This window comes from Mixta sp., assembly GCF_024610815.1.
In the GTDB taxonomy this organism is placed as follows: domain Bacteria; phylum Pseudomonadota; class Gammaproteobacteria; order Enterobacterales; family Enterobacteriaceae; genus Mixta; species Mixta calida.
The window spans coordinates 1-19,074 of sequence record NZ_JANION010000016.1 but is presented as its reverse complement, the minus strand read 5'-3'; the positions used below and the strand labels follow the sequence as shown (position 1 = coordinate 19,074).

General features: G+C 59.4%; 14 protein-coding genes and 1 pseudogene. All 15 read right to left on the bottom strand.

The genetic code is table 11. The annotated features are described in order from the left end of the window. Positions 1-249, bottom strand: a pseudogene (locus MYY08_RS00885) (ankyrin repeat domain-containing protein); the annotation flags it as partial. 111 nt (positions 250-360) lie between these two features. Then, the gene (locus MYY08_RS00880) at positions 361-1,041 is read right to left on the bottom strand and encodes an ankyrin repeat domain-containing protein (RefSeq protein WP_288012555.1); all 681 of its coding nucleotides are present in this window, start codon (positions 1,039-1,041) and stop codon (positions 361-363) included. Positions 1,042-1,137: 96 nt separating this feature from the next. Continuing rightward, a complete protein-coding gene (locus tag MYY08_RS00875) occupies positions 1,138-2,406 on the bottom strand; it encodes a Tle-like phospholipase domain-containing protein (protein WP_288012553.1) in 1,269 nt (422 codons plus the stop codon). Then, entirely contained in the window at positions 2,399-3,553 is a 1,155-nt protein-coding gene (locus MYY08_RS00870; RefSeq protein ID WP_038628482.1) for a DUF2169 family type VI secretion system accessory protein, read from the bottom strand. The genes MYY08_RS00875 and MYY08_RS00870 overlap by 8 nt, the downstream gene beginning before the upstream one ends. A 2-nt stretch (positions 3,554-3,555) precedes the next feature. Next, positions 3,556-5,694, bottom strand: coding sequence for a type VI secretion system Vgr family protein (locus MYY08_RS00865; RefSeq protein ID WP_038628483.1), 2,139 nt, complete (start codon positions 5,692-5,694; stop codon positions 3,556-3,558). Positions 5,695-5,780: 86 nt separating this feature from the next. Beyond that, positions 5,781-6,677 carry a DUF3829 domain-containing protein gene (locus MYY08_RS00860; protein WP_190296490.1) on the bottom strand — a complete coding sequence of 299 codons (897 nt, stop codon included), beginning with the start codon at positions 6,675-6,677 and terminating at the stop codon, positions 5,781-5,783. Between the two features lie 68 nt (positions 6,678-6,745). Then, positions 6,746-8,188 carry a serine/threonine protein kinase gene (locus tag MYY08_RS00855; protein ID WP_038628486.1) on the bottom strand — a complete coding sequence of 481 codons (1,443 nt, stop codon included), beginning with the start codon at positions 8,186-8,188 and terminating at the stop codon, positions 6,746-6,748. 27 nt (positions 8,189-8,215) lie between these two features. Continuing rightward, on the bottom strand, positions 8,216-10,828 hold the full coding sequence (gene tssH / locus MYY08_RS00850; RefSeq protein WP_038628487.1) for a type VI secretion system ATPase TssH: 2,613 nt from the start codon (positions 10,826-10,828) through the stop codon (positions 8,216-8,218). Between the two features lie 101 nt (positions 10,829-10,929). Further along, entirely contained in the window at positions 10,930-11,970 is a 1,041-nt protein-coding gene (tssG, locus tag MYY08_RS00845) for a type VI secretion system baseplate subunit TssG (RefSeq protein ID WP_038628489.1), read from the bottom strand. After that, the gene (tssF, locus tag MYY08_RS00840; RefSeq protein WP_288012548.1) at positions 11,967-13,841 is read right to left on the bottom strand and encodes a type VI secretion system baseplate subunit TssF; all 1,875 of its coding nucleotides are present in this window, start codon (positions 13,839-13,841) and stop codon (positions 11,967-11,969) included. Before tssF ends, tssG begins: the two co-directional genes overlap by 4 nt. Before the next feature lie 2 nt (positions 13,842-13,843). After that, positions 13,844-14,422, bottom strand: a complete 579-nt coding sequence (tssE, locus tag MYY08_RS00835) for a type VI secretion system baseplate subunit TssE (RefSeq protein ID WP_288012557.1) — start codon at positions 14,420-14,422, stop codon at positions 13,844-13,846. After that, complete coding sequence (locus MYY08_RS00830; protein WP_288012546.1) at positions 14,415-15,245, bottom strand: type VI secretion system accessory protein TagJ; 831 nt, start codon at positions 15,243-15,245, stop codon at positions 14,415-14,417. Before MYY08_RS00830 ends, tssE begins: the two co-directional genes overlap by 8 nt. Positions 15,246-15,261: 16 nt before the next feature. Then, positions 15,262-16,248, bottom strand: coding sequence for a hypothetical protein (locus MYY08_RS00825; RefSeq protein ID WP_288012544.1), 987 nt, complete (start codon positions 16,246-16,248; stop codon positions 15,262-15,264). Between the two features lie 19 nt (positions 16,249-16,267). Further along, positions 16,268-17,062, bottom strand: a complete 795-nt coding sequence (locus MYY08_RS00820; protein WP_038630133.1) for a PP2C family protein-serine/threonine phosphatase — start codon at positions 17,060-17,062, stop codon at positions 16,268-16,270. After that, on the bottom strand, positions 17,062-19,071 hold the full coding sequence (gene tagH / locus MYY08_RS00815; RefSeq protein ID WP_038628494.1) for a type VI secretion system-associated FHA domain protein TagH: 2,010 nt from the start codon (positions 19,069-19,071) through the stop codon (positions 17,062-17,064). The genes MYY08_RS00820 and tagH overlap by 1 nt, the downstream gene beginning before the upstream one ends. Between the last annotated feature and the right edge of the window lie 3 nt (positions 19,072-19,074).

Here is a 19,074-nt window from a genome sequence, read left to right as displayed (position 1 = left end):
CTTTTTTAATGCATCTTGAGCTGCAAAAAAAAGCAAAGTCATATCCTGTTTACCTGGCTTATTTAATTCAGTTATTTTCGCCAGTGTTTTTACTTTCTCCAGATTATTATTACTTATTTCCTGCGCAAGCTGTAACTGTGTTCCACTAAAAAAGTCCTCAGCATTGTAATTTTTCATTTCACAACCACCACTTAACGATAATAATGACAAAGCAAAGAAAAAAGGTAGGTTTATTTTAAAAAAACGCATAAGACAGTTTCCTTTTTGTTATTATTTCTCTCTTAAAAACAATTCATCGATTTCTTTTTCAATGCATCTGATAACCTTCCCCATACTATGTTTATCAACAGGCTGGGTGGCTTATTGCGCAGGGGGCCAGCTTACGCCAGCCTGTTTTATCAGCGCTATTATTTCGTTGAGTTTATCCAGCGTGGGACCTTCCTGACCATTATTGCGCTTTACAACATATGCTAACTGTCGCGCAAACGACCAGCCGCTGTTGGTTTCCACCGCGTGCGGATCGGCGCCATGCTTAAGCAGCCAGACAACGGTATCAAGCTGCATACCATCTAGCGCATGCATAAGAACCGTTCTGCCTAAACTATCGCTTCGATTAATATTCGCGCCTCGCCTGACCATCAAATCCATTGTTTTCAAAGTATTATCTGAAGCCGCTTTAAAAAAAACAGGGCGTTTCATTATTTCTACATTAGGGCTCATACCACCATCAAGCAAAGCCTCCACATACGCTGGTGAGGACAATCTGGCCGTTACGCCTGCTACACTGCCCATATCTGGCACATCCTGCAATGGATCGGCCCCCTGCCTTACCAGTTCACTCATGATAGCCAGCTGCTGTTTCTTTTCTCCCTGCGCGCAATGCAGGGCGTAAAACAAAATCGTCATATCCTGCCTGCCGGGCTTGTTAAGATCGGTTACGACAGCCTGTTGTTTTACCGAGGCCAGATCGCCCTGATAAATACTTTGCGCCAGCGTAAGCTGCGTGCCATAGAAAAAATCTTCGGGAGGGTAAATTTTCATTGCGTTACATCCTGAAATTACAAACAGGCTCAGCACTATCCATAAGAGAGTTAAACTGTATTTTCTGATAACAAGGAAGCTTTTCATAAAATGACCTTATTGAGCTGCCAATAACGCTTCGTCCGTTGCCTTTTCCTGTTCGATACAGCGAATAACCTGATCCATACCATGTTTGTCAACCATATTACCGGTACCGCCCTCAAGGTCATGATGCGTTCCTACAGCTACGGGCGCATTCACTAGCTTTAAGCCCAGTAAGCCAGCACCAGCCATACTGCTTACCAGCATAATACCCGCTCCGCCCCAAAAGCCTGGCTCCTGTATCGAGGTCAGGGCTTCCCCTTTAACGCGGTAGGCAATAATATTTTCCTGTTCACTACCTAAAACAGGCTCACGACCGCCATACTTTTTGACCGTTTTTTTATTTAACCCTGCGGCATTATAAGTCCATCCTGGTTTTCCACTTGCTCGAGAGCATGCGGAAGCAAGTCCTCCCCCTAAAGAATGTCCAGTGCAATCTACCTTTACATTGTTTAATTGTAGTTTTGAACCAATACTGACTGCCTGCTTATAATAAGGTGATTGAAAACCATAGGCTTGTTTAGCATTATTTTTCCAGTCTTCCCATTCTTTTATTCGTGTGCCTCTAAAAACTACAGAACCAGACATATCATTTCCAAAAATAGTTTCTTCCGGCTCATATACCCTTGCCTTAAACCCCTGAGATTCAACAGATTCCAGATCCTCTTCCTTTAACCCATACTTGCTTAAGGCTCCCTGATCATGGCTTATATCTTTCCAACCTTCAGGAACTGATATTTTTTGCTTCGTCGGATTGTCTGGTTCATAGATATGTTGAGCTAATCGCGCCTTTTCTATCCCGGTATTATTCAGGTCCAGACGTTCAGCCGCCGCACGCACCTTAGGATTGCTGCTTTGCTTGCCCTTTGCGATAAGTTGCTTACGCCTTTCCCAGGCTTCCTTTTTCGTCAGGTTGCCGCCACGCCCGCCCATCGCCTTGCCGTTCATTGCAAACAGATCCTGAACACGATTAAGCGGAAGCCCGCCAACCCAGGTATCCGGGCTGTGCTCAATGGACCAGCAATCCCCTTCCACTGTCCCACTGACTACGCCCTTATTACTGCCAGCGGCGTCTCCAATGGTGACTGGACTAAAGCTTCCATCATGAACAAAAGCGGGGTTACCGTTAAAAAGTACGGAATCAACCGTATTTTTAGCGGGAGCAAGTGTGGAAATCACAGGATAGGGAACGGGGTTTGACATACCCGGCGTAAAACACACATCAGGCGCAAGGCCAACGATTTTATACTGCCCCTCTTTTCGGGCTGCATAGTTTTCAGCCATGATGATTTTCCTGCGGTAATTTAGCAGCCAGCGAAGGCGGAAGCGGCATAAATTCCTGACTCGAAGGATCGGCGTTCATTTCCTCTGCGCGCTTTAACATGACTTCTCTGTCGCTACGCTGAATAAAACGGAGTTCTGTCATGACCGGCTCCATATTTTCAGAAACGGCTGCACGATAAGTACAATGCACCTTTCGTTGCGGCAGATCGATAACCAACGTATCAAGCTGCATATCTTTCGCTACGCCCGCCCCTTTTGCCGTCGTGATGAAAATAAACAGTGATTCGACCGGCACATGAAAGGAAATTTCCTGATCGCTTTTTTCCTGTGCGCTGATGAGGTATTTCAGTTTAATCGGTACCGCCTGTAGAGGCTGTGGTAAAGGAAATTGCATCCAGGGATGGGCGCCACACCAATAATCAAAACGAAAGTCAGTCGGAAGAAAAGGATGGCGGTCACGCTGCCATACTTCGTCATAAGTGCCTGCATATTCGATTCTTCCCTGCCAGCCGCGGCCAAAAAAGCCAAACCCCGCCGGCAGGCTGATTTCATCAATACTTTTTATCGGCTGAGGCAAAAGCTCAATCTGCGGCGCAGGCAATCGCTGTTTATTGATTTTCTTCAGGTATTCCGCGCTGTACCAGCCCATTCCTGCCGTATTCGCGGGCGATGCATACTCTTCGCCCTCCTGAAGCGTATAAAATCCCCCAGCGGCGTATTCGTAGCGTAGCGGCAGAGAGATGATCGGCTGCGCGGCTGACAGGCTCCAGCCTGCTATCATTTTGCGCCATTCACGTGGACCGTAAATACGCAGCAGCCGTGTGAAATCGCCAATTTGCGCGCCTACGGTAAACTCACGTACTGGCTTATCTCCCGGCGCCCATGCCGTGCCATTAATTACCACATCCAGCCGGGGCTTCCAGGGCGCCAGATCGCTTTCGAAACATACTGAGCTTCTACCCGGTTCTCCATAATATTCATCCTGCTCTACCAGTTCAGGTTGTTCCGCACAAAAAGTCAGCGAACCGGACGCTATATCGAAGTCATAACTGATACGAGCAGTAACGACACTAAATGCGTGATCATGTTGATCAAACGACTCAAAGAGCATGGCCGGGAAAGCGCTAAGGTTAATGAAGTTTTCCATAATCAGTTGATATGTATCTCGGTGCCGTCAATATCGATAACCTTTTCACCAACCAGCTTGATTTTATTCGCGCTGAGAGTAATGGTGCCGTTCTGCTCCAGAATAATCATCGATTCTCCGCATACCAGCGTGATTTTTTCTTCCGCGCTCACTTCTGCCGTTGTGCCAGCATCCAGTGTGATATCTCTTCCGGCATTGAGTGAATATTTCAGGCCCACGTTGTGCATTTGCATGGCGCCCACGGTCGTCACCCAGCCGGCGCCAACATTGAGCATATAGGCGCCGCCTATATTAGTATTCTGCGCCAGGCCAACATTTAGCATTGACGCCAGGGTAATGGTTTCACTTTTAGCCTGATCGACCTTAAGCGTCTGATTGCCATTAACAGTGACGGACTGGTTTTGCCCGATGCGAATATTTTCATTCTTATCGACGGTTTCAGTCCGGTTAGAATGCACGGTAATCGTTTCATTACCGTCCACCGTTTCGCTGCGGTTTTGGTGTATGGTGATCGTTTCATTTTGATCGACCGTTTCGGTGCGGTTTTTCTTCACCTGCGTTGTTTCATTACCGACAATTGTTTTGCTTCGGTTATTACCAACAAGGTGAGTTTCATCATTTTCGACTTCGGTATCCATATTCCTTTCGGCATGGATCCACACCTGTTCCTCACCCGCCCGGTCCTCGAACCGCAGCGCGTTGGCGTTGTCCGGCGTCCCGTCCTTTGACCGGCTCAGGAACCCCATCTGCGTGGCCGCCGCCGGCAGCGGCCACGGCGGCATGCTCGCCTCGTTGTACACCCGCCCCGTCACTATCGGACGGTCCGGGTCGCCGTTGATGAAGTCTATCACCACCTCGTCGTTCACCCGCGGTATCTGCACCCCGCCGTAGCCCTGGCCCGCCCACGCGCTCGACACCCGCACCCAGCACGAGCTCGTCTCGTCTCCCGCCGACTCACGGTCCCAGTGGAACTTCACCTTGATGCGCCCGTAGCGGTCGGTGTAAATCGACTCCCCCTGCGGCCCCACCACCCGCGCCGTCTGCGGACCGTACGTCTTCGGCCACGGCGTCGCCGCCGCCGGACGGTACGTCACCTCCGCCGGCAGCACCCGGAACTCAACGTGGTGCACCGTTTTCCCCTCCCCGCTGGCGTAGCGGTTCTCCTCCAGCCTGTACTTCACCCACAGCGTCAGGTAGCGCCCGTTGTCCTGCAGGTGCGGCGCGTTCAGCAGCGCGAAGGTGTACCCCGGCGCCAGGCACAGCGTCGTCCCCTCGCCGCTTATCTGACGGTGCGCCGCCTGCCACTCCTCCTGGCGCACGCGCGCGTACTTCTCTCCCTGCGCGTGCTCCACAAAGCGCCCCGGCCACTCGAACACCTCCGTCTGCCCCGGCCGCGGCGACGCCGGGTTTTGCCGCGCCTGCAGCAGCCACGCGTTCGGCTTGCGGAAGTCATAGTCGTCGAGGCTGTACATCCCCGGCGTCACGCTGTCCTCCAGCGCCCACCGGCTCACCCCCGCCGCCGACGTCACCCCGCCGCTGCCCGTCACGTGATAGGGTATCGCCTCGCAGCCCGGCCACGGCCCGTGCGCCTCCGGCGCGTCCGACAGCACCATCACGTGCCGGTCCGCCTCGTGGCGGAACCAGTAATAAATCCCCTCCAGCTCCATCAGGCGGCTGATGAACGCGAAGCTGCTCTCCTGGTACTGCACGCAGTACTCCCATTCCCGGTAACTGCCGCTCAGCCGGTCCTCCACCTGCACCCCGTACTCCGCCAGCAGCCGGTGGATTATCTGCACCGCCGTCTGCCCCTGGAAGATGCGTGAGTTCTTGTCCCGCCGCATCGGCCACAGATCCGGCTCGATGGTCAGCGCGTACACCGCGTAGCGCGTGCCGCTCAGCTCCTCGCTCCGCACCGCCATCCGGGTGATTTTGCCGTTGATGTGGCGCGTGCCCGACAGAAAGCTGCCGGTGGGGATGGAGACCGTCAGCGGCTGGCCCAGCAGCGCGTGACGCTCGATGCGCGGGTCGGTGCCCAACAGGGTGACGGTCAGCTCAAAGGGGTGCGACAGCGCCTCGACGCCGTCGAGCTTCCAGAAAAGCAGCCCCTCCAGCGGGAGCTGCACGGTGATGCGTTCAGACATGGGTCGGTTCCAGAATCAGCGGGGCCCGGCGGCGCCGGGCGTTGGAAATAAAAAAGGGGCGTTTAATTAAGAAACGGCAGCGCGGATCAGCACTGCCGGTTATTACTCAGGGCGCTGACCAGCGCGTTAAAAGGCAAAATGGTCTCTTCGTCAGGCGTCTCCTGGCCCTGCGCCTGAGCCTGCATGGCGCGGTCCAGCGCGGAAAGATACGCATCCAGCGCGTGCAGGATATTCTCACACTCCCCGTTGCCCAGCTGTTTCCAGCCGGCGGAGAGCTGATGCAGCGTCGCGGCATCTTTGTTTAACGAATCAGACAAGGCGGGATCGTTTAACGCCTTCAGCGTCTGGCGCGACAGATACACCACGCCGTAGCGGTAGTGCTCGGGGCTGTTCTCCGGTGACTGCTCCCAGGCAAGCTTTATCCGATCGTTGTTCGCCACGGCGATCGCGCGTAAAAAGCGATCGCGCTGCATCAGGATGGCGTCGAAACCGGCGATGTACTCAGCATGGCTGCGACGCGCCAGATCGCCGGTGTCGCTCAGCCAGGTTTTGTTCTGGGCATAGTCGTACAGCGCCTCGCTCAGCGGGATCATCTTATCGAGACTGGCTTTATACTGTTGCGCCGCGTTATCCAGCGGCGGCAGCGCGCCCGGCATGTTGAGCGCGTTCGCCAGCGCGTCGCTGATGGCGCGCAGCATGGCGGGATTCACCACGCTGTAGCGCTCGGGCGCTTGTCCCGTCGTCATAAAAGACGCGACGTCGCGCTGGTAGTGATAAAACGCTTCCGGCAATGAATGATACGTCATGCTGGATTCGCTGTTCGCCGCCCGGATAAAGGCGGCGAACTTATCATCAATCGCCGTTCCGACGCCGTGCGACGCCGAAGAGGGAGTATTTACAGTATCGGATGTTTTATCGCATGCGGTAATCGTTAGCGCCAGCGCCGCCGCAATCAACAGGCGCCATGGAGAATCCTTTGCCATTTCCCTTCCTGCCGTTATAAACCCCTGAAATGAATGACCGCCAGTTAAGACGGCCGCGCTTTATTGTTTTAGCTTTGCGGGTTGATCAGCCAGACGCCTTCACGATCGACCGTGATCTTCTGCTGGCGCGACGTCCCCTGGTTGGTGACGGTAAAGGTGTAATCGCCCGGCGGCAGCTGGAGCGAGGCGAAGCCGTTCGCCAACGGCACCAGCGCCTGCGGGTTGCCGTTCAGCGCCACGTCGTCGCCCATGCGCAGCTTGATATAGACCTGCGCGACAGGCTCCGGCTCCGGCGCGGAGGCTGGCGTCGATTCCTGCTGCGGCGCGCTGTTAGCGGCGGTTTGCGTCGCTTCCGGCGCCTGCGTCGACGCTGTTGCCTGCGTTTCGCTTTGCTCTACAGACTGCGCGGCGATGGACGGCGCATCGTCGCCGCCTCCGCTGGCGAGCAGCGCGCCGACGGCGATGCCCACCAGCACGCCTGCGGCGGCCAGCCCCGGCCACATAAAGCGTTTCAGTGGCGAAACCGGCGCAGGCGCAGGCGCTTCCGGCGCCACCGGCACCAGCATGGTGCCCGGCCCTTCAATATTCACGTTAAGGATATCGTTCAGGTCGGAGACCGACAGCTCCATCAGCGCCGCGAAGGCGTCGATCGACTGCGGACGATCTTCCGGCTTCAACGCCAGCGCCTTGTCAATCGCATGCAGCAGCGGCAGCGAGAAGCCTGCCGGACGCTGTTCCGCCAGCGGTTTGTAGTTATCCTCGATGCTGCGCACCACGCTCACCGGCGGCGGCGCGCCGACGATCAGGGTATGCAGCACCGCGCCCAGCGCGTAAATATCAGTCCAGGGCCCCTGCTCGCTTTCGTTATCGTCGCTGTACTGCTCAATTGGCGCGAAGCCGGGGCGCAGCATGGTTTCCGTCTCGTCGGAGAGGTTGCCGATGGTCTTGCGCGCGGAGCCGAAATCCAGCAGCACCGGCATCATATTTTCCTGGATCTGGATGTTATCCAGCGAAATATCGCGATGCAGGTAGCCTTCCTGATGGATGGTGTTGATGGCGCCGAACAGCGGCGGCAGCAAACGACGGATCCAGGCCTCGTTCACCTGTTCGGGGCGCTGCGCCGCCAGGCGCGACAGCGTGGTGCCGCTGTAGAACACCGTGCCCATATAGGCGGTGTCGTTTTGCACCCAGAAGCGCAGCACATGCAGCAGGTTGGGATGATTAAAGCGCGCCAGCAGCCGCGCCTCCTGAATAAAGCTGTTCAGTCCGGCATGAAACGTCTTGCTGAAGCGCTCGCTGCGCAGCACCAGATTCAGGTCGTCGCTGCGCACCGCCAGCGAAGCAGGCATGAATTCTTTAATGGCGATGGTGCGTTCCAGCTGATGATCCCAGGCGCGATAAACGATCCCGAAACCGCCGCCGCCAATTACTTCCTTAATCTCAAACTCATTAAAACGGTACCCAATCGGCAATGCGTTCGGCACCGTCCGGTTGTTATCGTGTTCCGGCATGATGGACAACTCTCTGATAGCTAAAGCTTACGCCTCAAACTGACATTGAAACTCACCCTGGTCATAGCTGACGCGCAGGTGACGGAAACGCTGATCACGAGCGCTGGCCGTGAGCAATATCTGGCTCATCTGCGGCAGCAGCGTATTGGTCAGGATGGCATCGACCATGCGTCCGCCCGATTCCACTTCGGTGCAGCGCTGGACAATCTGGCTAATCACGCTGTCATCAATGTGCGAAATGATGCCGTGATTTTCTTCAAGACGACGCTGGATGCGTTTAAGCTGCAGGCGCACGATTTCAGCCAGCATCACATCGCTTAATGGATAGTAAGGGACAACCAGCAAACGACCAAGCAGAGCCGGAGGAAACACCTCCAGCAGCGGCGCGCGCAGGGCGGCGGCAAGCGCCTCCGGCTCCGGCATCAGTTCAGGATCGGCGCACATGGCGCTGATGAGCGGGGTGCCGATGTTCGAGGTCAGAATAATAATGGTATTGCGGAAATCGATATGGCGTCCTTCGCCATCCTCCATCCAGCCTTTATCGAACACCTGGAAGAAAATTTCATGCACGTCCGGGTGCGCTTTCTCGATCTCATCCAGCAGCACCACACTGTAGGGACGACGACGCACCGCTTCCGTCAGCACGCCGCCTTCGCCGTAGCCGACATAGCCCGGAGGCGCGCCCTTCAGCGTGGAGACGGTGTGCGCTTCCTGGAATTCGCTCATATTAATAGTGATGATGTTCTGCTCGCCGCCGTAGAGCGATTCGGCTAACGCCAGCGCGGTTTCGGTTTTCCCGACGCCGGAAGGACCGCACAGCATAAAGACGCCGACCGGCTTGTTTGGATCGTCCAGCCGCGCGCGCGAGGTGCGCACCCGTTTGGCGATCAGCTCAAGGCCGTGGCGCTGTCCGATAACGCGTTGATTAAGCGTGTCGGCCAGGGTCAGCACCGCCTCGATCTCATTCTTCACCATGCGGCCCAGCGGGATGCCGGTCCAGTCGGAGACCACCGCCGCCACGACGTTGCCGTCCACGGCGGCGAACAGCAGCGGCGTTTCGCCCTGCAATTCGCTCAGCGCCTGCTGCTTCTCCGCCAGCGCCTGCTGCAAGGTTGCGACCTCTTCTTCTGACGCGGCGCAGAGCTGGGCGCGCAGCGCGATAATCGCATCCACCTGCTCGCGCTCCTGCTGCCAGCGAGCCTCCAGCGCGTCGCGCTCCGCCGCCAGCTGGCTCAGCTCGGCGTCGAGGCGCGCGATGCGCTCGCTGTCGCCGCCCGCCACTTTCACTTCGCGTTCAGCGATCTCGCGCTCGATTTCCAGCGCGGCAATGCGGTGCAGACAATCCTCCAGCTGCGGCGGCTGCGCGCCCTGGCTGACGGCGACGCGGGCGCAGGCGGTGTCCAGCAGCGCCACCGCTTTATCCGGCAGCTGACGCGCCGGAATATAGCGATGGGAGAGCTTCACCGCCGCGCTCACCGCTTCGTCCAGCAGCAGCACGCGATGATGTTTTTCCAGCGTATTGACGGTGCTGCGCAGCATCAGCAGCGCTTTCTCTTCGTCCGGCTCGTGCACCTGCACCGTCTGGAAACGGCGGGTCAGCGCCGGATCTTTCTCAATATACTTTTTATATTCCGCCCAGGTGGTCGCGCCGATGGTGCGCAGCTGACCGCGCGCCAGCGCAGGCTTCAACAGGTTAGCGGCGTCGCCGGTGCCCTGCTGTCCGCCTGCGCCGATCAGCGTGTGGATCTCGTCGATAAACAGCACGATGGGCGTCGGGCTGGACTGCACTTCGTTGATCAACGCCTGAAGACGCGCCTCGAACTCCCCTTTCATGCCCGCGCCCGCCTGCAACATGCCGATATCCAGCAGCCAGAGCTGAACGTCGCGCAGCGGGGGCGGCACGTCGCCCGCAGCGATGCGCAACGCCAGACCTTCCACCACGGCGGTTTTCCCGACGCCCGCTTCGCCGGTCAGCAGCGGATTGTTCTGACGGCGACGCATCAGAATATCCACCATCTGACGGATCTCTTCGTCACGTCCGGCGATCGGATCGATCTTGCCGTCGCGCGCGCGCGCCGTCAGATCCTGCGCATACTGCGCCAACGTGCTCTGCTGCTGCGGCGCGGCGGCGGTCGCCGGCGGCTGAGCGGCGGCCTGCTGCGCCTCTTTGCTGTTGGCGAAGATAGTCTCGAACTGCTCCATCAGCAGGTCGGCGCTCAGGCGGCTGAATTGAGGCGAAATGCCCTTCAGCACGTTGGCAAGATTGAAGGTTTTCAGCATGCCGATCAGCAGATGGCCGCCGCGGATCTGCGCGACGCCGAACTTCAGCGAGCCGTAAACCCAGGCGCGCTCCACGGCGCTGTCGATATGCTCCGACAGATCAGAAACCGCGCTCGCGCCGCGCGGCAGGCGATCCAGCGCTGCCACAATGTCGCGTGTCAGCGCCTCTTCATCCAGTGAAAAATGGCGGATCAGCTGCTGCAAATCGCCATCCTGGTGCTGCATCAGCTGATGCAGCCAGTGAACCAGTTCGACATAGGGATTGCCGCGCAGCTTGCAAAAGGCCGTCGCGCTCTCCAGCGAGGTAAATAGTAGCGTGTCCAGTTTGCCGAACAGTACGGCGCGGCTGATTTCTGACATGATGATCTCTGACGGATAGGTTAAGTGTGTGACGCTTTTTACAGGGTAAAAGTAAGTCCGACCGCCCGCGGCGGATGACACGGCGCTTACCGCAAATCAGGTTAAGGGGACGACTCCGGGCTGAACCGCAGGTCGCCGCGCGGCTGCGGCGTCGGCTGATGGCCAAGCCAGGCGCTGTAACCCAGCCGTCCCTGCCCGCCGAGCGTTACGCCCGCCACCTCATCCTGCGCCAGCAGCAGACGGACTTCCCAGACATATTCCACGCCCAGATACTGCCGCACCCAGTCGCGCAGCTCGACGGCGTGGCGCGCATTGGGCAGAAACTGGTTATAGCGCGCCAGCGACAGCGGGCCGATATCAATGCGCAGCTTATGCTGCACGTCGCGCACCGCCACGCCGAGAAACATTGATTCGCCGAGGCGCGGCGCCTGACGGCCTGCGCCGAGCCGCGCCCGCTCGCGCCTGTCGAGCGGCAGCCACTGCGGGATGTTCTGCACAATGCGTACCGGCGCGTTGAAATAGTGCCGCAGCACCTTCTCCAGCCCTTCGGCGTCGCGACCGTGACGGCTGAGATGGCCCGCCAGCATCAGGCGAGCGTGTTCGCTCAGGCTGCCTCTGGCGCGCTGCGCGGGCTGTCCCATGCCGATCAGGCTGGCGAGATAGCTGTCGAAGCGTCGTCCGTCGGGCCTGTCGAGCGACACCGTCGGCTGCGCGTCGGCCCAGGCGCGGTAAAACAGCAGCGTCAGCCGATGATGAAACAGGTCGGCGAACGCGGTCAGGCTGGGGTCCTGATGATGATAAAGCCGCTCGCGCGCATGCTCGGTCATATGCACCGGCAGCGGACCGTTGGGGCCGAACAGGCCGAAGCTCAGAATAGAAACGTCATGCAGCGCGCTGCCTTCCCTGACGCTAACCGACGCCAGCGTTGAGGGAGCGAACGCCAGCGAGGGCGTCTGCCCAAGCCGCAGCGGCTCATGTCGCGGCTGCGGCGCGCGTCCCAGCGGATACTTCTCGCCGCCCTGCGCGTCGATGCGGCGCAGCAGCTGAAACAGATCGTAGCGCCACGGCGCCTGCATCAGTTCGTCCCAGAAGCGATCCGGCAGACGGCGCAGACGCAGCGACATTCTTCTGGTCTGACTCATATCAGCGCCCTTTTGCCCATGCGCGGCGGCCAGTAACCCACTTCGCCACGCTGCTGGCTGTTTAACGTCATCTCGGTAAAGCTATTGATCGCCACCAGACGCGAAAAAAGCCGCTCCAGCACGCTGCCGAACAGCCATGGACTGCTGCCGGAAAAGGCCTGCTCATCCACCGTCAGCTCGATGCCGATGCCGCGGGCGAAAACGATCGGCCCCGGCTCCGGCACGCGCCGATGCACCGGACGCAGCTGGCAATGACGAATGCCCTCAATCTGACGCGCCACCGGCGCCTCCGCCAGATTGGCGTAAAGCGCCAGCATCTGGCGCAGCGCGGCAGCGCCTTCGCCATCCTCGCCGTCCATCAGGCTGAGGTAGTTCATCTGCAAGTGGCTGATCAAACGCCACGTCGCCATCCCTTCGGCCAGCGCCGGACGCGGCGGCGTCGGCCTTTTGCGCATCGTCAGTCCGGCGGCGGGCACCGAATCGGGCAGCTTGAAGCCCTGTTGATCCTGCTGAAGCAGCATCAGCGGCAGATCGCGGCTGGTGCACAGCACGTCCGCCGTGACGTAGCGCAAATCGTCGCGCCAGGGCGCATGCTGTTCATCCACCAGCGACAGGAAAACCTCAGAACCGACATAGCCGGTGCGGGTACCGTAACGCTGCGCATGTTCCGACAGCGTGCGCTGTTCGCGCCGCAGCGAAAAATAGGCGCCGTAGTCGCCGCTGTCGTGGCTGTAGGTGCTCCAGAACGGACGGAAAATCTGTTCGTCGCGCTGCCCTTCGCTGGCGCCGTAGAGCTTCTGCACCGCATAGATTTCATAATCGAGCGGACGAATATTATCGACCACCAGATGATATTCATGGCTGTTTTCGCTGAGCTTCTGGCGCTCGGCGACGCGGGGAAACAGGTTGATGACCGGCGTGCAGTGCAGCGCCAGATGGCTGCGGTCCACTACGCGTTCCAGCGCGGCGTCGCTTTTATCCAGCAGCAGCACGATCTCGAACTCGCGTTCGCCGTCGACCTGTTGCAGCAGCGGGCGCAGCTGGCTGATGCTGATAAACTGGAAGCGCGCCGGAAAGGCGAAGTACTCCTGTAACAGACGGTAGCCGTCGAAGTTGCGCAGATCGTCCGGCAGCAGCGCCTGATCCGGCTCGAAACCTTCCTGCTTCAGCGCGTCATCGCGCAGCACCTGACGGCGCGGCGATGCGCCCACCGTCTGACAGAAGATCCCCACCGTGTGCTGCATCACCAGCTCCAACAGCTTCAGCGCTTCGATATCGGGGCCGCTCAGAAAGAACTCCAGCCGGTCGAAATCGACATGATCGAGCGTGGTGCTGCTGTCGCAGCCGACGCGGATGCGCAGCGCGCTGACCGCGCCGCGCTGGCTCAGCCCCATCTGCCCCAGCGGAATATCCGCCGGCACGCCGCCCAGTTCGACCTGTTTGATCTGCAACGGCAGCAGCGTCACCTCGTGCGCCGTGGTGTAGCTGCAGGTGACGCCGTTTTTCTTCAGCAGCTGGCTGTCCATCATGGTGCCGCGCGGCACGCGGAAGCCGCGATTGATGTCCCCTTTTTTGCTGTCGGGATGCAGCTCGGCGATCGCCATCGACGGCGTCGGCGCCAGATAACCGGGCGCGATCATCTCCAGTAAACGCTGCGAAAAGCGCGGAAACTCCGCGTCCATTTTCAGCTGCACGCGCGAGGTCAGAAAGGCGAAGCCCTCCATCATGCGTTCAACGTAAGGATCGGCGACCTCGATGCCCCGCATGCCGAGGCGACCGGCCACTTTTGGATAGCGCTCCGCAAACTCCGCGCCCATTTCGCGCAGGTACGCCAGTTCGCGGTTGTAGTATTCGAGCAGTTTACTGTCCATGCTTAACCTACATCTTTCAGCTCAAAGTTGCCGTTTTCCAGATCCACATCGGTGCGGAACAGAAACTCCAGCGGATAAGGCACGCACCAAAGGCGGCCTTTGATTTCAATCGACAAGACGTTATGCAGATTGAGCGAGCGCGTGTCGGAGATGCAGCGCACCTGTAAGCCCTGCGGCAGAATGCGCGGTTCGAAATTGATGATCGCTTCGGTCAGCTTGCGCTGAATATCGTGCCACTCAATATCGGACATCCGCTGCCCGGCCAGCGGCGAAACGCCAAAGTTCAGCACCGAGCGGCGTACCTGACTGAACGGCGCCAGATCGTGCTGCGCTTCGCTGTTGATAGTGTTGAACAGCCACTGGAGATCGCGCAGCACATGGCGTCTCAGCGTAGTGTGCGAAATCAGCTGCTGGTTACTGCTCTCCTGCCGCTTGTCCGGCTCGTTGTCCGTCAGGCGATCCAACAGCGACGGCTGTAGCTTGTCGCGCGCGCTCAGGCTGTTCTGATCTTTACGGAAGCGGAAGCCGCCGCGCAGCAGCTCGCCGCTGTCGACCGGCTGCGTTTTGCTGTCGCTACGCATCAGCCACATCGCTGGCGACAAAGGTCAGCGTCTCCAGGCTCAGCAGCGGGAACTCCGCCTCGTCGTTCAGCCACACCTTCTGTCCCTGACCAACATAGTGTTGCTGCGCTTCGTCCAGCGGTCGCCATTCGGTCAGGCTCGCCAGACGCAGGCGATCCTGCGCGTCGGCGTCAAAGGGATAGCGTACCGGCACCTGACACACCTGTTCGGCGCCGTCCACCAGCTGCACCAGCGTATGGCGCCACACCAGGTCGGTCACGCTCGTCGGCGCCTGGAAGCGCATCGCGGCGATAGCGCTGAACGGCACCCAAAAATAGTGGCCGTTGACCAGCAGTTCGCAAACCGGTCCTAGGCGACTGTCGCCGTCCACCAGCCAGCCGAACGGCTGCGCCTCTTCATCGCCCTGCGCCAGCGCGCTGCCGGGATTGAGCGCGGCGGCCTCCAGCGCAGCGTTACGCAATGCGTCAGCCTGCGCGCGCGCTCCCGCAATATCCGCCTGCAATGCGGAGAACAGCTGCGCGGTCCAGCCATAAGCGTCGCCCGGCAGACGCGGCTCTCCCTGGCCGGCGAACACCGCCGCACGCTGAATCTCGCCGCGGAGCGCCTGATCCAGCAGCGTCACCGTCGGCTGCGCCTGCGGCTTCAGCGCCGCCCAGGATTTCAGCTGGGTTTGCGCCCGCGTCCAGTTGCCCGCCAGGCAGAGCAGCTGTACAAACGCGGCGCGCAGATCGGCGTCGCCCGGTGCGGCTTTAATCTGCGCTTCAACGCGCGCCAGCGTTTCATCCAGCGAGCTTCCCGCCAGCAGTTGATGTAAAGAGTGCATCGCGCTTCCTTGTTGATTAGTTGAGGGTTCGCCAGGCGCCGGCGGTGGGATCTTTCAGCTGCGGATAGAGTTCATTTACCAGCTTAATGGTCAGCGGCGCGTCGTTAAGATAAGAGCCCCAGACCTTGCGCACCTCATCCAGGCGCGCCTTCAGCGCGCTTTCGTCACCCGCTTCCGCCGCGCTGATCTGTACCGCCACCACGCCGGTTGCCTGCCAGCCGTTGAGATCGGCGGACCAGGGCAGAATCATCCAGCTCTGCGGCGAACGTTCGTTGGTCAGTACCATGCGTTCGTTATTAACGGTAGTGATTTGCAGGCCGCGCTTGTCGCTTTTTGTGGTCAGGCCCATTATCGGGAACCCCTCCAGGAACGTGACCGGCTGATTTTTCGCGGCGCCGTGGCCGATGCGCGTTAGCTGTCCTTGCCCGCTCAGCCAGCCGTTTTCGCCGCACTTCATCCCCTCTTTGGCCGGTACGAACAGCGCGCTGGTGCGATCCTCGTCCTTCCACCAGGTACGGAAATGACAACCGTCCAGCAGGCTGAACTGCAGCCAGGGCGTGGTGTCGGCTGGCGGAGAGAGCTCTGCGGGATTCACCGCGGGCGCGGCCGATACGTCGGACGTTTCCGCCACGGCGGGCGGCTGCGGCGCTTCAGGCGTGACAATAGCCTGCCAGCCGCTGGCTTTCTGCGCGCTGCCCTGCGCCAACAATTTTCCGCTGGCGTCTTCCGTATGCCAGTTCAGCATCGTGAGCTTGCCGCACGCGCGCACCATCAGCGCGCCGACTTTCGGCATAAAATCGTCCAGCACTGCGGTCGAGTTGTCGCCTTTCAATACAATGCGCAGCGGCACCTGACGCGCGCACCAGTCCTGCGGCGCCTGGCTTTTGACGTTATCGATCCACACATCCAGATTTTTCGAACGGGAAGAGGCGATATTGTAATTTTCCGCCCAGGCGCTGGTGGTCATCAGTAGCGTTAACACACCGGTTAACCAAAGTTTCATAACGTTCCTTTTAAAATGGTTAGTCGCGAAGGGGAATAAACTGCGCCGCCTCGGAGAGCGAGTGCAGCAGCGTCGTATCCTGCGGCGATCCGATCCAGACGGCCATCGCGCTGTAGTTATCCTGATCGCCGCCCGACTGTTCCTCGTTGTTTTTTAATGCCTGATGCATCAGCGTCAGCCACTCTTGCGGCGTGTTCACCATATGCAGCGCCTGCTGCATCTGCTGCTGCGAAACGCCATGCCAGAAGCCGTCGGTGCAGAGCAGAAAGGCGTCGCCGTCCTCGATCGGCACCACGTCGCTGTAGCTGGCGTCGCGGCCTTCATCGCCCATCCCCAGCGCGAAATAGAGCAAATTGCTGTTGATGCCGTCGGTCTGATGTCCGGCATCTTTCATCTGCTGGATCAGGCTGTGATCGGTCGTGACGTGACAGAGGTAGCCGCGCCGAAACAGGTAGAGGCGGCTGTCTCCCGCGTGCGCCCAGTAGGCCAGTTGGTAATCGCGATCGATAAACAGGCTGACCAGCGTCGTACCCATCCGGCTGTAGTCGCGTTCTTGCTTCTGCTGCTGGCGAATCGCCCGGTTGGCGCTATTGACGTACTGGCGGATCTGCTGCGCGTCGAGATGCTCGTCACCATCAAACTGCTCGATAATGGTGTTGCGCGCCAGCTTTGCGGCAAGGTCGCCGCCGGGGAAACCGGCGACGCCGTCACAGACCACAAAGCAGGCGGATCGCTCGCCCACGATGTCGCCCGTCTGATCCTGATTGCTCTCGCGGGTTCCCTGGTTCGACATTGAGGCAATGGTGATATTCATCATTCATCCGAGGCGGTCTGTGAGTCTTTATACTGGTTAACTTCCATATCGTAAGCGTGTAAAAACGCTTCGCCGAACAGCGTATGGAAGTCATCTTCAATTTCGCCCGCAGTTTCGTTATAGCGGCGGTTGAAATGCTCCCACAGCGCCGCTTTACGGCTGCCGGGCAGCGACAGACGCGATGTGACGCCTTCCTGACGCGCCTCTTCTTCCAGCTGCTGCGGATTAAAAGATTGCAGCATGGCGGCGATGATGGCGCGGATGCCGGCGATCATGCCCAGCTGATGCGCCTGCAGATCAACCAGCGCGTCGCGCACCGCCTGCTTCGGCGGCATAAAGCCCGGCATACGGCTGCCAAACATCTGCATCAGCACGGTTTTGCCGGAGGGCAGCAGCTTAAACGGGTTGTTGGCGTCGTCGAGGATCACCGTCATATCCGCTTTTACGCCGCGTTTCAGAATCGAACGCGACGACAGCAGCGCGACGGTGCCCTGCGAGAACATGCCGAGCATCTGACCCAGCTGCTGCATGTTTTCCCGATCGAAGCGCGGCGTCGGCTGCATATCGTTCAGGCCCATGCCGTCCAGCAGCGCCTGCAACAGCTCGCCCTGCAACGCTTCGCCGCCGCTGTCGTTCGACTGCGGCTGGCTGCTGGTGGAAGCGACCGGATCGATGCGCAGACGTCCCTTCGGCGTCGGCGTTACGCTGCGCTGCACTGCCTGCGGCGTCGGCAGCGTAATGCCGCCGTAGTCGTTCGTTTCCGGCTGGCGCGGCGGCGGGTTAAACAGGGGTGAAGCTTCAATCGCCCCCGGCTCCTCCGCAGGCAGATCGGCGAACAGCGGCGAAGCGCTCAGCGCCTCATCCGTCTGATCCGGCGCGGCAAAGTCGGCGTCTTTACCGGCAGACTTCGGCGGCTCATCGGCGAACAGCGGCGAGTTGGCAAGATCCTCCGCGCCGCCAAAGAGATCGTCGGACGATCCAGACGACGGCGCCGAGGCGCCAGGCAGATCCTGATGCGTCGGCGATGGCGGCTGCGCGGCTGCCTGCCCGCCAAACGGAGCCGACTCGCGCGCGGTTGGCGCCTGCTGAGCGGATGTCACGGGCGCGTTTGAGGCATTGGATGCCGCGCGAAGCTGTGTCTGCTGTGTCGGTTCATCTTCCGGGTGCGCCAGCGGCACCGCGCCGCCCATCATCAGGCCAAGCGGATCGTCGCCGTTAAGCTGCGCGGGTGTGGCGTTGCCGCCGCCAAACAGCGCCAGCGGATCGATCTCACCCCCTTTCGCCTTCGGCTGCGCCGCCTTTTCCGCGGCAGGCTGCACCAGAGTGGTCGGCGTGCTGTCGTTAAAGATGCTGTCTGATTTAAACAGCTCATCCTTTTCAAACAGCGCGTCGGGCGCCTGGCTGCGGCGATCCAGGCTCAGCGGTTCGCCGGTATTAAACTGCGCCAGCGGATCTTCCGGGTTGCGGTTTTCCGTCGACGGCGTCGTCAATGGATGCGCGTCGCTTGCTGACGCCGCAGGTTTCATACGGTTCGCGGAGATGCTGTCGGAAATTGAAAACTCTTTTGCCAGGCTCTCCCAGATTTCGCTAGGAATGGCCGCGGTGCCGCCTGCGGACTGCCCCGCCGTTGCGGTCGCCTGCGGCGCCGGACGGGAAACCGGCGCGGCGGCCTGTGCGGCAGGCTGCGCGGCGGCGGAAAGATCGTTAACCAGCAGACGATACTCATCAATGCCGAGAATATCGCCATCCTGCAGTTCAACCTGGCGGCCGCGCTCCAGCGGAATATCATTCAGCTCAACGCGCGTAACGTTGCCGCGATTGGTAATGCGGCATTCGCCGTCAGCGGTGACATGCACAATCGCCTGCAGGCGGGAGATAGTGCGATCGTTATCGGGCAGCACCAGATTGTTATCGACGCCGCGGCCGATGGTGCCGCCAGGCGGTAAAAAGTCACAGCTGCTCTGCGGCGGCTGATGTCCCGGTTTGTTCGTTATAATCGTAAAGCGCATAAC